A 13,819-nucleotide genomic window follows, 5' to 3' on the forward strand; every position below is an offset into this window, starting at 1 on the left:
CATGAAGAATCGCATCCTCGGCGTCGTCTTCATCGCCGTGCTGACCGCGGCGCTGACCGCCTCCGTCCTCCACTACCACCGGGCCTTCACGCCGGTCGCCTGGGTCACCCTGCACACCGACCGCGCCGGGTTGCAGCTCAGCGACGGCGCCGACGTCAAGGTACGCGGCGTCGTCGTCGGCGACGTGCGTTCCGTGCGCAGCGACGGCGGCGGGGCCACCCTGCGGTTGGCGCTCGACCCGGCCCTGACCCGGCGGATCCCCGCCGACGTGACCGCCCGCCTGCTGCCGAAGACGCTCTTCGGCGAGCGGTACGTCGAGCTGGTTCCGCCCGAGGCGACCAGCGCCGGACCGATCCGCGACGGCGCCGTCATCACCCAGGACCGCAGCCGTACCGCCGTCGAGCTGGAACGGGTCCTCGACGAGGCGCTGCCCCTGCTCCAGGCCGTCCGCCCCGACCAGCTGGCCGTGACGCTCGGCGCGCTGGCCGCCGCCCTCGACGGCCGCGGCGAGCAGCTCGGCGCGAACCTCGACCGGCTCGCCGCCTACCTGAAGCAGCTCAACCCCGCCCTGCCCACCATCGAGGAGGACATCCGGACGCTCGCCGTCGTCCTCGACGGGTACGACGCGGCGCTGCCCGACCTGCTGGCGCTGCTGCGGGACGTGACCGTCACCGCCCGTACCGTCACCGACCAGCGCGGCCAGCTCGCGGCGTTCCTGGCCGGGACCACCGGCACCGCCGACGTCACCCGGGGGTTCCTCGACCGGCACGGCGACCAGCTCATCCGGCTCGGCCAGGTCAGCCGGCCGGTCCTGGAACTGCTCGCCGCATACGCCCCCGAGTACCCGTGCCTGATGCGAGGGCTGGTCGCCCTGCAACCGCGGGTCGAGGAGGTGTTCGCGGGCGGGCGGATGCGCATCACCCTGGAGGTCACCCGGGACGGCGGCAAGTACGAGCGCGGGCGCGACGAGCCGGTCTACGGCGCCGGCGGCGGACCGGACTGCCACGGGCTGCCCCGACCGGGGACGCCCGCCCCCGAGGTGCCGATCGACGACGGGTACGACTACTCCGGCGACCGTCCCCGCCCGCTCCTGCCGGTCGGCGTACCGGCTTCGGGCGCCGCCGCCCCGGCCGCTCCGGTCGAGATGGGACGCGCCGGCACGACGGAGGAGCAGGACCTCGTCGGCCCCATCGTCGGCGCCGTCACCGGCACCCCGCCGGTGGAGGTGCCCGACATCGCGGTCCTGCTGTGGGGTCCGCTGCTGCGCGGCGCGGTGGTGAACACGCGATGACCGGGAAGACCACCGCCTCGCTGCTCAAGCTGAGCCTCTTCGCCGCCGTGACGCTGCTGCTCACCGCCCTGCTCGCGCAGACCCTCGGCGCGTTCCCGGCCGGCGGCCCCACCTACCGCGCCCGGTTCACCGACGCCACCGGGCTGCTGCCCGGCGACGACGTGCGTATCGCGGGCGTCCGGGTCGGACAGGTCCGCGGCATCCGGGTGGTCGACAACACCGTCGCCGAGGTGTCCTTCACCGTCCGCGACGACGTTCCGCTGGCCACCGGCGTCCGCGCCAAGATCCGCTACCGCAACCTGGTCGGCCAGCGCTACCTGGCGCTGACCGAGGGCCCCGGCGACCGCCGGCCGCTGCGACCCGGCGGGCTCATCCCGATCGGGCAGACCACTCCCGCGCTGGACCTGACCGTGCTGTTCAACGGGTTCCGTCCACTGTTCACCGCGCTCGACCCGCAGGACGTCAACAAGCTCGCCCACGAGATCATCCAGGTGCTCCAGGGGGAGGGCGGCACCGTCACGAGCCTGCTGGACCGCACCGCGTCGCTGACCAACACGCTCGCCGACCGGGACGCCGTCATCGGCCGGGTCGTCACCAACCTCAACACCGTCCTCGGCACCCTCGCCACCCGCGACCGCGAACTCGACCAGGCGATCCGGCAGCTGCAGCAGTTCGTCTCGGGACTGTCGGCCGACCGGACCGCGATCGGCGAGGCGCTGGTCAGCATCGGCGACCTCACCACCGCCACGTCGGCGCTGCTGGAGGACGCGCGACCACCCCTGGCGGCCGACATCCGGGCCCTCGACACGCTCGCCGGCACCCTCAACCGCAACGCGGCCGTCATCGACGGCACCCTCGGCCGGCTCCCCGACCGGTACCAGTCGCTGACCCGGGTCGCCTCGTACGGGTCGTGGTTCAACTTCTACCTCTGTGACTTCGACGGCCGGGTCACGGCCGGCGGGCAGACCCTGAATCCCGTGACGTTCAGCGCCCCGGCCGCCCGGTGCGCGACCGGAGGCAGCCGATGAGACCGTTCCGGGAACGCAATCCCGTCGCCGTGGGCGCCGTCGGCCTCGCGTTGGTCGGCGCCACCCTGCTCGGCGCCTTCCAGCTGGACCGGCTCGCGGCGCTGACCGGGCGCGCCTACCAGGCGGCGTTCACCGACGCCAGTGGGCTGGCGGTGGGCAACGAGGTCCGCGTCGCCGGCGTGCGCGTCGGCAAGGTCACCGCCGTGGAACTGGCCCGGGACACCCGCCCGTACGTGCGGGTCCGCTTCCGTGTCGACGACGACGGCGTACGCCTCGGCGACCGGACCGCGGCGACGATCCGGATCAAGACGGTGCTGGGGCAGAAGTACCTGGCGCTGGCGCCCGACGGCGGGGGACGGCTGCCCGAGGGCGCGCAGATCCCCCTCGAGCGCACCGCCGCGCCGTTCGACGTGGTGCAGGCCGTCACCGGCCTCGCCGACACCCTCGACACGATCGACACTGACCAGCTCGCCGCCGCCTTCGCCACCCTGTCGGAGACGTTCGCCGACACCCCCGGCACGGTCAACGCCTCGCTGGTCGGGCTGTCCCGGCTCTCCCGTACCGTCGCCGACCGCGACGCCGAACTGCGCTCGCTGCTGGCCCGCGCCCGGACGGTCACCGACGTGCTCGCGACCCGGGACGAGGAGTTCCGCGCGCTGGTCACCGACGGCGAGGCGCTCCTGGCGGAGGTGCGGCGCCGCCGGGACGCCATCCACGAGCTGCTCGTCGGCACCAACGACCTGGCCACCCAGCTGTCCGGTCTGGTCGCCGACAACCAGGCCCAGCTCGGTCCGGCCCTGCGCCAGCTGCGGGACGTGGTCGCCATCCTGCAACGCAACCGGGACGACCTCGAACTGACCGTCCAGCGGATGGCGCCGTTCGTCAGCGCCTTCGCCAACGTGGTCGGCAACGGACGGTGGTTCGACTCGTACGTGCAGGGGCTCGTCCAGCCGTTCCAGCCCACGACGGGAGGACGCTGATGCCCGACACCGTACGCCGCTGGCGCCGGCCGGTCGCCGCCGCGACCGTGCTGGTCACCGTGGCCGCCGCCGTCGCGGTGCTGCGTCCCGGTACGCCGCCCCGCCGGCTCGTCGCCCAGTTCACCGGCACGGTCGGCGTGCACCCGGGTTCCGACGTGCGGGTGCTCGGCGTCCGCGTCGGCGAGGTGGTCGAGGTGCGACCGCAGGGCCGCACGGTCCGGGTGACCATGCGCTACGACCGGGAGGTGCAGGTGCCGGCCGGCGCGCAGGCCGTGGTCGTGCCGCCCAGCGTGGTCAGCGACCGCTACGTGCAGCTCACCCCCGCGTACGCCGGCGGCGCCGTGCTCGCCGACGGCGCCGAGATACCCGTCGAGCGCACCGCCACCCCGATGGAGATCGACGACATCTACCGGGCGCTCGACGACTTCAACCGTGCGCTCGGTCCGCGGGGCGCCAACGCCGACGGCGCCCTGTCCGATCTCGTCGCCACCGGCCGTGCCAACCTGGAGGGCAACGGCGACGAGCTGCACGACACCCTCGACGGGCTCTCCCAGGCGTTGACCACGCTCGCCGACGGGCGGCAGGACCTCTTCGGCTCGGTGGCCAACCTGCAACGCTTCACCACCGCCCTGGCCCGCAGCGACCAGCAGGTCCGGGCGTTCAACCGGCAACTGGCCGAGGTGGCCGCGCAACTGGCCGGCGAGCGGGACGAGCTCGCCGCCGCGTTGCGCAACCTGGCCACCGCCCTCGCCGACGTCACCACCTTCGTCCGGCAGAACCGCGACCTGCTGACCGCCGACGTCGCCGCCCTGGCGGACGTCACCGGCGTGCTGGTCCGCCAACAGCAGGCCGTCATCGACATCCTCGACGTCGCCCCGCTCGCGCTGAACAACCTGGCGCTGGCCTACAACCCCCGGTCCGGAACGCTGGACACCCGGGACAACGTCCTCGGTCCCTACGATCCCGCCAGCTTCGTCTGTTCCCTCCTGGTCGACCAGACACCCGCGACGGTGCCCGCGACGTGCACCGCCCTCGCGCAGACCCTGCACGCCCGCAAGCTTCCGATGACCGACCAGCTCCGGAAGCTGCTCAAGCTGCCGCCCGGCGCGACCCGCCCGGCGCCACCGGCCACACCCTCACCGGTGGCGCCCGGCGCGGCGGTGCCGTCGCCCGCGCCGGGCGGCCCCGACCTCACCCTCGGCGGCATCCTGCGGGGGCCGGCATGACCCGCCGGATGCGCCGCACCCTGGCCGCCACCCTGGCCGTGGCACTGCTGCCCGCCGGCTGCGGGTTGCCCGAGGTGACCGAACTGCCGCTGCCCGGCGGAGCGCCCGACGGCCGCGGCTACCGCGTCACCGCCGAGTTCCGCGACGTGCTGGACCTGGTGCCCCAGGCGGCCGTGAAGGTGGATGACGTCACGGTGGGCAGCGTCGAGAGGATCTCGCTGTCCGGCTGGACCGCGCAGGTCGTTCTCCGCCTCGACGCCGACGTCCGACTCCCGGCCAACGCCACCGCCGCCGTCCGGCAGAGCAGCCTGCTGGGGGAGAAGTACGTGACGGTGGCCCCGCCGTCCGGCCCGCCCGCCACCGGTGCCCTCGCCGACGGCGATGTCATCCCGCTGTCCCGCACCACCCGGGGCGTCGAGGTCGAGGAGGTGCTCGCCGCCCTCGGCCTGCTGCTCAACGGTGGCGGCCTGGCCCAGTTGCGCACCATCAACCAGGAACTCGCCACGGCCCTCGACGGGCGGGAGCCGGCGGTGCGGGACGCGCTGCGGCAGCTCGACACCTTCATCGGCGGCCTGGAGCGGCAGAAGACCGACATCGTCCGGGCCGTCGAGGCGCTCGACCGGCTGACCGGCCGGCTGGCCCGCCAGCAGCAGGTGATCGGTGCCGCAGTCGACTCGCTGGCCCCCGGCCTGACCGTGCTGGAGGAGCAGCGGGCCCAGCTCACCGGCGTCCTCACCGCGCTCGGCGACCTCGGGCGGGTCGGCACCCGGGTGGTCGAGAGCAGCCGCGCGGACACCGTGGCCAGTCTGAAGGCCCTGAAACCGATCCTGGAACAGCTGGTGCGCGCCGGCGACGACCTGCCGAAGTCCCTCGACTTCATGCTGTCGTACCCGTTCCCGCCGAACGTCACCGGCGCGATCGTCGGGGACTTCGTCAACCTGGCCGTGACCGCCGACCTGGACGCGGCCGGCATCCTGGCCAACCTGGTGGCGGCGGCCCCGCCGCCCGCCCGCCCGGCCGCCCGGCCGGGCCAGCCGGCCGCACCACGCCCCCCGGGCGGCGTCCCCGTGCCGAAGCCCGGCGGCACGGGGAACCTCGACCTGCCCCTGACCGAGTGCCTGCCCGACCCGGACAACTTCCCGGCGATCTGGGTCCCGCCGGCGAAGTGCCTGCTGCCCGAGGGCTGCACGCTGCTCAAGCCGGGTTCGCCGGTGCCCGTCGGCGGGCTGGTCCTCCCCAAGGGACTGGTGCCGGCCGGAACGGCGTTTCCCGAAGGGACGGAACTGCCCGCCGGAACCGTCCTCACCGCCGACTGCCTGCTCCCGGTCACCGGCGAGATCCTCGGCCAGGTCGGCGACCTGCCGGACGTCCTCGGAGGGGGGCTGCTGCCGTGATCGGACGGTCGACCCGGCTCAAGGTGCTCGCGTTCGTGGTGGTCAGCCTGCTCGGCGTCGCCTACGTGGGCCTGCGCTACGTCGGGCTCGGTGACACGCTGCTGGGCGGTGGGTACCGCGTCCACCTCGACCTCGTCCGGGCCGGGGGGATCTTCCCCCACGCACCGGTCACCTACCGGGGTGTTCCCGTCGGCCGGGTCACCGCCGTCGAGCTGCGCGACGGCGGTGTCCGCGCCGACCTGCGGATCGACCGCGGCGTACGGATCCCCGACGACCTCCGTGCGGTGGTCGCCCAGCGCTCCGCCGTCGGAGAGCAGTACGTCGACCTGCGGCCGGAGCGCGACGGCGGGCCGTACCTGCGCGACGGGGCGGTGATCCCGGCCGACCGGACCGGCGTGCCGCTGCCGCCCGAGGTGCTCCTGACGAACCTGGACGCGCTGGTCCGGTCGGTCGGCCCCGAGGACCTGGCCGTGGTGATCACGGAACTCGGCACCGCGTTCGAGGGCAACGAGGCGGCGCTGGCGCGGCTCCTCGACGCCGGCGACGCGCTGCTCGCCGACGCCACCGCCGCGCTGCCGGAGACCCTCGCGCTGATCCGCGACGGCCGGACCGTCCTCCAGACCCAGGCCGAGTCGGCGGAGGCCCTGCGCCGCTGGGCCGCCGACCTGGCGGCGCTCGCCGCCACCGTCCGGGCCGCCGATCCCGACCTGCGCCGGCTGCTCGCCGCCGGACCGCCCGCCGCCACCGAGGTCACCGCGCTGCTGCGGGGACTGGAACCGACCGTCGGCACGCTGCTCGGAAACCTCGTCACCGTCAACGGCATCGCCGCCCGACGGCTGCCGAACATCGAGCACCTGCTGGTCGTCTACCCGATCACCGTCTCGGGCGGCTTCACGGTCACGCCGGGCGACGGCACCGCCCACCTCGGCCTGGTGCTCAACGCGAACGACCCGCCGCCCTGCCGGTACGGCGACGGCGGCCGGCAGTGCAGCGCGAAGGACCGGGCGGCCGGGGCGGGCGTACGCGGGTCGGCCAACGCGCCACGGGCGGGCGGCCGGCCGGCTCCGGCCCCCGCCGCCCCGCCGCCCGCGTACGCGGCGGGATTCGACCCGGCGACCGGGCTGGTGCTCGGCAGCGACGGGCGGCCGTTGCAGTTCGGCGCGGCCGGCGGCCAGTACCGGATGGCGGGGGACCAGTCGTGGAAGCACCTGCTGCTCGCCGGGGTGACCCCGTGACGGACCGATCGAAGGAGGTTGCCGTGCCGACCCGGAGGGACCGCACGCTGAAGGTGATCAAGGGAAGCAGGTCCGGTGCGGCCGGGCGGCCCGCCCAGCGCCGGGTGGTCCTGCGGTCGGTGCGGACGCCGATCGAGGACGTGCTCGAGCGAATCGACCAGGAGCCGGCCGAGGACGCGGCGGTCGGCGGCGTCCCGACCGGGCCCGCCGATCCGGAGCGGGTCGAGGACCGGCTCGAGGCGGCCGACGCGCCCGGCGACGATCCCGCGGCGGCGGGCGACTTGGCCCCGGCGTCCGCGGGTCCCGGCCGCCGTCGCCTCCTGGTCGGGCTGCTCGTCGCCCTGCTCGCCGGGTCCCTCGCCCTCGCCGGCCTGTACGGCCACCGCTGGTACGGGCACCGGGCGCTGGAGGAGGCCCGCCAGGGCGCGCTCGCCGCCGCCAAGCAGACCAGCGTCGACTTCGTGTCGGTGAGCGCGGCCAGTGTGGACCGCGACCTCCAGCGGATCGTGGACGGGGCGACCGGCGAGTTCAAGGACGAGTTCACCCGGGGCCAGGCGCAGGTCCGGACGGCGGTGGTGGAGAACAAGGTCGAGTCGCGGGGTTCCGTGTTGCGGGCCGGCCTGGTCACCGGTGACCGCCGCCGGGCGGTCGTGCTGGTCGCCGTGGACGCCACCGTCAAGAACGCGAAGGCGCCCGCCGGCCGGGCGGCGCACTACCGGATCCAGCTGGACCTGGTCCACGACCGGGGCTCGGGTCAGTGGCTGGTGTCCCGTCTGCAGTTCGTCGGGTGACACCGGCGCCGACCTTGGGAGGACATATGCGCATCCGGAATCTCCGGCCGTGGCGCCGGGGCCGCCGCCTGTCCCTGGTGCCGGCGCTGGCGGTGGCGATCGCGCTGGCCGCCGGCACCGCCGCCGTCGGCTGGCAGCGGGACCGTGCCGGCACCCGCACCGACACCGCCGCGAGGCAGGCCCTGGCGGTCGCCCCGGCCGCGGCGAAGGCGATCTTCTCGTACGACCACCGCACGTTCGACGAGAGCGTGGCGAACGGCCGCGGCTTCGTCACCGGGCCCTTCGCCGACGAGTACGCGCGGACCACCGCCGCGTTGCAGCAGACGGCTGTGAAGCAGCAGGCGGTCGTGCTGGCGGAGGTGTCCTCGGCCGGCGTGGTCACGGCCGGCCCGGCCCGGGTCGAGCTGCTGGTGTACCTCAACCAGTACCGGCGCAACGTCACCACGGCCGGGGAGAAGGTCGACCAGAACCGGGTGGTGCTCACCCTGGTCCCGGTCGACGGCGAGTGGAAGGTGTCGGCGGCGGTCGCGATCTGAGCTCGGGCCGGTGGGGCCTTCTACCACGCGTCCCCGTGGCCGGGGCGGGTTTCGCCGATAGCCGCCGCCCGGGCCGGTGGCGGCGGCAGCATGACCGTACGGCCGGCTGCCGTGTCCGGTGTGCCGGGAGCGCAGCTGGTGGGGGGTCGACGTGCAGGACGTCGCTGTCGCGCCGCTGGACGTCGGGGCGGTGGTGCCGGGGCTGGCGGAGCGTGTGTGGGTCAACGCCCGGGAGGCTCCGCAGGCGGTGCAGTTCGTACGCCCCGCGCCGGTGTCGCGCGCGTGGCCCGCGCCGCGGTCGGTGCAGGGTGGCGACCTGCCGGTGACGTGCGAGCAGTTCCGGGACGACGTCCTCACGCTGGCGCGCGGTTTCGTTGCCGCCGGCGTGGGCCACGGTGACCGGATCGTGCTGATGAGCCGTACCCGGTACGAGTGGACCCTGGTCGACTACGCCCTGTGGGCGATCGGGGCGGTGCCGGTGCCGGTGTACGAGACGGCCAGCTCGGACCAGGTCGGTTGGATCCTGTCGGATTCGGGCGCGATGGGCGCCGTGGTGGAGTCGGCGAGCCACGGGGAGATGGTCGCCGCCCTGCGGCACGGCCTTCCGGCGCTGCGTGACGTGTGGCAGATCGACGCCGGTGACCTGATCGCCCTCGCCGGCCAGGGGCGCACCGTCGACGACACGCGGATCGACGACCGGCGCAAGCGGGTGACCGGCGGTGACGTCGCCACGATCGTCTACACCAGCGGCACGACGGGGCGCCCGAAGGGTTGCGTGCTGACGCACCGCAACATCCACTGCGACGTGACCGCCGCGGTCGCGGCGCTGTCGCGGCTGCTGTACCCCGGGGCGTCGACGGTGCTGTTCCTGCCGCTGGCGCACATGTTCGCCCGGTTGATCCAGGTGGGGGTGGTGCAGAGTCGCGCGACCATGGTGCACAGCGCCGACGTCGCCGGGGTGCTGGAGCAGCTGCGCCGGCACCGGCCGACGTTCATCCTGGCGGTGCCGCGCGTCTTCGAGAAGATGTACAACCGGGCCCGGCAGAAGGCCGAGGACGCGCGGCGCGGCCGGCTGTTCGCCCTCGCCGACCGGGTGGCGGTGCGGTACAGCCGGGCCCTCGACCGGCCGCGCGGGCCGAACCCGCTGCTGCGGCTGGCCCGGGCCGTGTTCGACCTGCTGGCGTATCGGAAGCTGCGGGCGGCGCTCGGCGGGCGGTGTCGGACGGCGATCGTCGGCGGCGCACCCCTCGGCGAGCGGGTGGGGCACTTCTTCCGGGGTGCGGGAATCCAGGTCCTGGAGGGGTACGGCCTCACCGAGACGTCGCCCGCCCTCACGGCGAACCTGCCGTCGGCGCAGCGGATCGGCACCGTCGGCCGACCGCTGCCCGGCGTGGAGATCCGGGTCGCCGACGACGGCGAGGTGCTGGCGCACGGCGACGTGGTGTTCCCGGGGTACTGGAACAACCCGGACGCCACCCGGGACACCTTCACGCCGGACGGGTGGCTTCGCACCGGTGACCTCGGCAGCCTCGACCCCGACGGCTTCCTCCGGCTCACCGGCCGCAAGAAGGAGATCATCGTGACGGCGGCCGGCAAGAACATCGCACCCGCGCCGATCGAGGAGGCCGTCCGCGCCCATCCGCTGGTCAGCCAGTGCATGCTCGTCGGCGACGATCGACCGTACGTGGCCGCGCTGGTCACCATCGATGCGCAGGCGTGGCCGCGGTGGCGGTCCGCCCACGGCCGGCCGGACGCCTCGGTCGCCGACCTGCGGGACGACCCCGCGCTGCGCGGCGAGATCCAGGAGGCGGTCGACCAGGCCAACCAGACCGTGTCCCGGGCCGAGCAGGTCAAGACCTTCGCCATCCTGCCGCGCGACTTCACCGAGGCCGACGGCGAACTGACCCCGACCCTGAAGATCAAGCGCGGCGTCGTCGAGGAGCGCTTCCGGTCGGACGTCGAGGCGCTCTACCGCGGCCACTGATCCGTCCGGCGGTCGGAGGTCAGCGGCGGGGCCGGGTACGGATCTGCCGGGTGGCGGCGCGGAACGCGGGTGCGGCCCGCTCGAAGTAGTCGAACAGGACGTCGAGCTGCTCCGGCGTGTACGCGGTGAGCACCTCGGCGATCCGTTCGCGCGCCGGGCTCACGACCTCGTCGATGCGCCCGAGGGCTTCGGGGACGGGCGCCACGACCACCTTTCGGCGGTCGGTGGGGTCCGCCGTGCGGCGGGCGTAGCCGGCGCGTTCCAGCCGGTCGATGAGGCGGGTGGTGGCGCCGGTGGTCAGCCCGATCCGGGTGGACAGGTCGCCGGACGTGAGCGGTCCCTCCAACGTGATGACGCTGAGCGCGTGCCACTCCGACGGGTGCAGCCCGGCCGCTTCGGCCCCGGCCATCCCGTGCAGGCCGACCGCGTCGAGGTACCGCCGGAAGATGGCGTGCCGCTCGTCCCAGGACTGCCTTGCCATGCCGATGGACCTCCTCCTATTATCTGCATGCGCGCAGATACTGTTTCTGTGCAGACACCTTGGAGGGATCATGCCTGACGACCGTACCGCCGTCACCTCCGTCATCGGCGCGCTGGTGGACGCGTGGAACCGGCAGGACGCCGAGGCGTACGGGCGGCTCTTCACCGAGGACGCCACGTACGTCACCTGGGTCGGCACGCACTACCGGGGGCGGCGTGACATCGTGGCGAGCCACCGGGCGCTGTTCACCAGGTTCGTCAAGGGAACGAAGCTCGCCGACGAGATCCTCGACCTCCGGTTCTTCGGGCCGGACACCGCCGTGGTCACCGGTCGCGGCGAGATCTACAAGGGCGACCGCCCGGGCAAACTGACCAAGGTGCAGACCTACGTGCTCGTCCGCACCGCCGACGGCGGCTGGCGGATCGCCGCCTTCCAGAACACCAAGCGGAAGCCGCTGATGGAGGCCGTCTCGTTCCGGTTCGCGCCGGACCTCATTCCCGCCGGTCGGTAGCGGCGGGCCGCCGCGAAACCTGACTACTCTTCGTGGACACGCCCACCACGCACGGTCATGGCGGGGTTCCGGGGTGCGGCCGGCGGCCTGCCGTAGCATCCCCGGGAGCCGGCGACCGCCGGTGACCTGGTGGGAGGTGTCCGATGCGGATAACGCGGACCATCGTGGCGGCCGTCGTGGTGCTGACGGCGGGCGGCCTCGCGGGCGTCGCCAACGCGGTCGAGTCGCCACCGTCCACGCTGCCGACCGGCACCCTCCGGGCCGCCGCCGACACCCGGTTCGGGTTCGCGGTCGTGCCGGACACCCAGGAGGAGGTGCTGAGAGCGGACGACCCCCGGTTCCGGCAACGCTCCGACTGGCTGGTCGCCAACCGCTCCGCGTTGGACCTGCGGTTCGTCACCCACATCGGCGACGTGGTCAACTTCGACACCCCCGACCACGTGCAGTACACCCGCGCCCGGGACGCGCTGCGACCGCTGGAGAGGGCCCGGCTGCCGTACTCCCTCGCGGTCGGCAACCACGACGGCCAGGTCTACGGCCCGGACGGCAAGCGGCGCAGCCCCGCCGGGCCGTTGCTGCGCGACACCACGGTGTTCAACCGGTACTTCACCGCGGACCGCTTCGGCGCCGTCCGGGGCCAGTTCGAGGCCGGCAAGGTCGACAACGCGTACGCGACCTACGAGGCCGGCGGCGTGCGGTGGCTGGTGCTGACCCTGGAGCCGTGGCCGCGCCGGGCGGCGGTCGCCTGGGCCCGGAACGTCGTCGCCGCCAACCCGAGGCACAACGTCGTCGTCGTCACGCACCACTACCTGGAGGCCGACGGCACGATCGGGCGCAGCCCGGCCCACGGGTCCACCAGCCCGCAGTACCTGTTCGACAACCTGATCTCGCGCTACCCGAACGTCCGCCTCGTCTTCTCCGGTCACACCGGCAGCGCCGCGTACCGGGTCGACACCGGCGTGCACGGCAACCGGATCCACTCGTTCCTCCAGGCGTTCCACTCCCGACGGACCAACCCGGTCCGGCTGGTGGAGGTGGACACCGCCGCCGACTCGCTGCGCACGTGGATCTACGCACCGCGCACGGCGGAGGCGTTCCCGGCACACGACCGGACGCTCACCGGCCTCCGCCTGATCCGCTGAGGTAGTCCGGACCAGCGGTCCGGGGCGGCCGGCCACCGGCCACCCCGAGCGTCCCGGCCTGCCCGGCGCCGTCCCCCCGGGGACCGGTGATTTTGCCGATGTGGCGTCGGCGACCAGGCCAAAGACTGACGTACGTCGATAACACTCCAACCCTCAGCAGGGAGTACCCGACGTGCGATCACCCACCACCACCCGTACCCGTACCTCCGTGTCCGCCCTGACGAGGGTGGCCGTCGCGGCCGTCCTCGCCGTCGGTGGTGCCCTGGCCGTCCCGGCCGGCGCGCAGGCCGCCGAGAACCCGTACGAGCGCGGCCCGGCGCCGACCACCGCGATCCTGGAGGCCAGCCGCGGCCCCTTCGCCACCTCGTCGTTCAGCGTCTCGTCGCTGAGCGTCAGCGGCTTCGGCGGCGGGGTCGTCTACTACCCGACCAGCACCAGCGAGGGCACCTTCGGGGCGATCGCCATCTCGCCCGGCTACACCGCCTCGTGGTCCAGCCTCAGTTGGCTCGGGCCGCGGATCGCCTCGCACGGCTTCGTGGTCGTCGGCATCGAGACCAACAGCCGCTTCGACCAGCCGGCCAGCCGGGGCGCCCAACTGCTCGCGGCGCTGGACTGGCTCACTGAGCGCAGTTCGGTGCGGGGCCGGATCGACGCCACCCGGCTCGCGGTGGCCGGGCACTCGATGGGCGGCGGCGGCAGCCTGGAGGCCGCGGCGGACCGGCCGTCGTTGCAGGCCGCGGTGCCGCTCGCCCCGTGGAACCTGGACAAGACCTGGTCGGAGGTGCGCGTACCGACGCTGATCATCGGCGGCGAGTACGACAGCATCGCGTCGGTCTCCTCGCACTCCGAGCCGTTCTACGCCAGCATCCCGTCCTCGTCGGAGAAGGCGTACCTGGAGCTCAACGGCGCGGACCACTTCTTCCCGCAGACGACCAACACGCCCATGGCCCGGCAGATGGTGGCGTGGTTGAAGCGGTTCGTCGACAACGACACCCGCTACGAGCCGTTCCTCTGCCCGGGCCCGACCGGGTTCGCCATCGAGGAGTACCGGAACACCTGTCCGCACTCCTGAACGTGCTCCGGGGCGGTCGCCGGTGTGCGGCCGCCCCGGCACGTCGCCGACCGGCTCTTCCGCCCCGGTCGCTGATGACGGCTAGATGCATTAACAGTGCAACTTCCTGGCCTCCCGAGGCCTCCTGGCGGTGACGGTCTTGACGGTC

General features: G+C 73.9%; 13 protein-coding genes. 12 read left to right on the forward strand and 1 reads right to left on the reverse strand.

Features of this window, described 5'->3' with window-relative positions:
• Position 1 precedes the first annotated feature (1 nt).
• The 9 genes from GKC29_RS16560 to GKC29_RS16600 all read left to right on the forward strand — a co-directional run bounded on the left by GKC29_RS16560 (position 2) and on the right by GKC29_RS16600 (position 10,465).
• Positions 2 to 1,291, forward strand: a complete 1,290-nt coding sequence (locus GKC29_RS16560; RefSeq protein WP_155334182.1) for an MCE family protein — start codon at positions 2 to 4, stop codon at positions 1,289 to 1,291.
• Entirely contained in the window at positions 1,288 to 2,319 is a 1,032-nt protein-coding gene (locus tag GKC29_RS16565; RefSeq protein ID WP_155331688.1) for an MCE family protein, read from the forward strand. Before GKC29_RS16560 ends, GKC29_RS16565 begins: the two co-directional genes overlap by 4 nt.
• The gene (locus tag GKC29_RS16570; RefSeq protein WP_155331689.1) at positions 2,316 to 3,299 is read left to right on the forward strand and encodes an MCE family protein; all 984 of its coding nucleotides are present in this window, start codon (positions 2,316 to 2,318) and stop codon (positions 3,297 to 3,299) included. Before GKC29_RS16565 ends, GKC29_RS16570 begins: the two co-directional genes overlap by 4 nt.
• Positions 3,299 to 4,525, forward strand: coding sequence for an MCE family protein (locus tag GKC29_RS16575; RefSeq protein ID WP_155331690.1), 1,227 nt, complete (start codon positions 3,299 to 3,301; stop codon positions 4,523 to 4,525). The genes GKC29_RS16570 and GKC29_RS16575 overlap by 1 nt, the downstream gene beginning before the upstream one ends.
• On the forward strand, positions 4,522 to 5,919 hold the full coding sequence (locus GKC29_RS16580) for an MCE family protein (protein WP_155331691.1): 1,398 nt from the start codon (positions 4,522 to 4,524) through the stop codon (positions 5,917 to 5,919). The genes GKC29_RS16575 and GKC29_RS16580 overlap by 4 nt, the downstream gene beginning before the upstream one ends.
• Entirely contained in the window at positions 5,916 to 7,154 is a 1,239-nt protein-coding gene (locus tag GKC29_RS16585; protein WP_155331692.1) for an MlaD family protein, read from the forward strand. The genes GKC29_RS16580 and GKC29_RS16585 overlap by 4 nt, the downstream gene beginning before the upstream one ends.
• 23 nt (positions 7,155 to 7,177) lie before the next feature.
• Entirely contained in the window at positions 7,178 to 7,945 is a 768-nt protein-coding gene (locus tag GKC29_RS16590; protein WP_155331693.1) for a hypothetical protein, read from the forward strand.
• A 26-nt stretch (positions 7,946 to 7,971) separates the two neighbouring features.
• Positions 7,972 to 8,481 (forward strand): hypothetical protein, encoded by a 510-nt coding sequence (locus GKC29_RS16595; protein WP_155331694.1) that lies wholly within the window; start codon positions 7,972 to 7,974, stop codon positions 8,479 to 8,481.
• A 151-nt stretch (positions 8,482 to 8,632) separates the two neighbouring features.
• Positions 8,633 to 10,465 (forward strand): long-chain fatty acid--CoA ligase, encoded by a 1,833-nt coding sequence (locus tag GKC29_RS16600; RefSeq protein WP_155331695.1) that lies wholly within the window; start codon positions 8,633 to 8,635, stop codon positions 10,463 to 10,465.
• 19 nt (positions 10,466 to 10,484) lie between these two features.
• On the opposite strand, the gene GKC29_RS16605 is transcribed toward GKC29_RS16600, so the two are convergent.
• Positions 10,485 to 10,946: a MarR family winged helix-turn-helix transcriptional regulator gene (locus GKC29_RS16605; RefSeq protein ID WP_155331696.1), complete on the reverse strand. Its 462-nt coding sequence runs from the start codon at positions 10,944 to 10,946 to the stop codon at positions 10,485 to 10,487.
• A 70-nt stretch (positions 10,947 to 11,016) separates the two neighbouring features.
• Here GKC29_RS16605 and GKC29_RS16610 point away from each other — a divergent pair, with 70 nt between their 5' ends.
• The 3 genes from GKC29_RS16610 to GKC29_RS16620 all read left to right on the forward strand — a co-directional run bounded on the left by GKC29_RS16610 (position 11,017) and on the right by GKC29_RS16620 (position 13,671).
• Entirely contained in the window at positions 11,017 to 11,457 is a 441-nt protein-coding gene (locus GKC29_RS16610) for an SgcJ/EcaC family oxidoreductase (protein WP_155331697.1), read from the forward strand.
• 143 nt (positions 11,458 to 11,600) lie between these two features.
• Positions 11,601 to 12,599 (forward strand): metallophosphoesterase, encoded by a 999-nt coding sequence (locus tag GKC29_RS16615; protein ID WP_155331698.1) that lies wholly within the window; start codon positions 11,601 to 11,603, stop codon positions 12,597 to 12,599.
• A gap of 172 nt (positions 12,600 to 12,771) precedes the next feature.
• Positions 12,772 to 13,671 carry an alpha/beta hydrolase gene (locus tag GKC29_RS16620; RefSeq protein WP_155331699.1) on the forward strand — a complete coding sequence of 300 codons (900 nt, stop codon included), beginning with the start codon at positions 12,772 to 12,774 and terminating at the stop codon, positions 13,669 to 13,671.
• Positions 13,672 to 13,819 lie beyond the last annotated feature (148 nt).

This window comes from Micromonospora sp. WMMC415, from assembly GCF_009707425.1.
GTDB lineage: Bacteria > Actinomycetota > Actinomycetes > Mycobacteriales > Micromonosporaceae > Micromonospora.

Bases quoted from the DNA above. Each gene is read 5' to 3' on its own strand.
- GKC29_RS16560 (WP_155334182.1), top strand. From the start codon at position 2: ATGAAGAATCGCATCCTCGGCGTCGTCTTCATCGCCGTGCTGACCGCG.
- GKC29_RS16565 (WP_155331688.1), top strand. From the start codon at position 1,288: ATGACCGGGAAGACCACCGCCTCGCTGCTCAAGCTGAGCCTCTTCGCC.
- GKC29_RS16570 (WP_155331689.1), top strand. From the start codon at position 2,316: ATGAGACCGTTCCGGGAACGCAATCCCGTCGCCGTGGGCGCCGTCGGC.
- GKC29_RS16575 (WP_155331690.1), top strand. From the start codon at position 3,299: ATGCCCGACACCGTACGCCGCTGGCGCCGGCCGGTCGCCGCCGCGACC.
- GKC29_RS16580 (WP_155331691.1), top strand. From the start codon at position 4,522: ATGACCCGCCGGATGCGCCGCACCCTGGCCGCCACCCTGGCCGTGGCA.
- GKC29_RS16595 (WP_155331694.1), top strand. From the start codon at position 7,972: ATGCGCATCCGGAATCTCCGGCCGTGGCGCCGGGGCCGCCGCCTGTCC.
- GKC29_RS16605 (WP_155331696.1), bottom strand. From the start codon at position 10,946: ATGGCAAGGCAGTCCTGGGACGAGCGGCACGCCATCTTCCGGCGGTAC.
- GKC29_RS16610 (WP_155331697.1), top strand. From the start codon at position 11,017: ATGCCTGACGACCGTACCGCCGTCACCTCCGTCATCGGCGCGCTGGTG.
- GKC29_RS16615 (WP_155331698.1), top strand. From the start codon at position 11,601: ATGCGGATAACGCGGACCATCGTGGCGGCCGTCGTGGTGCTGACGGCG.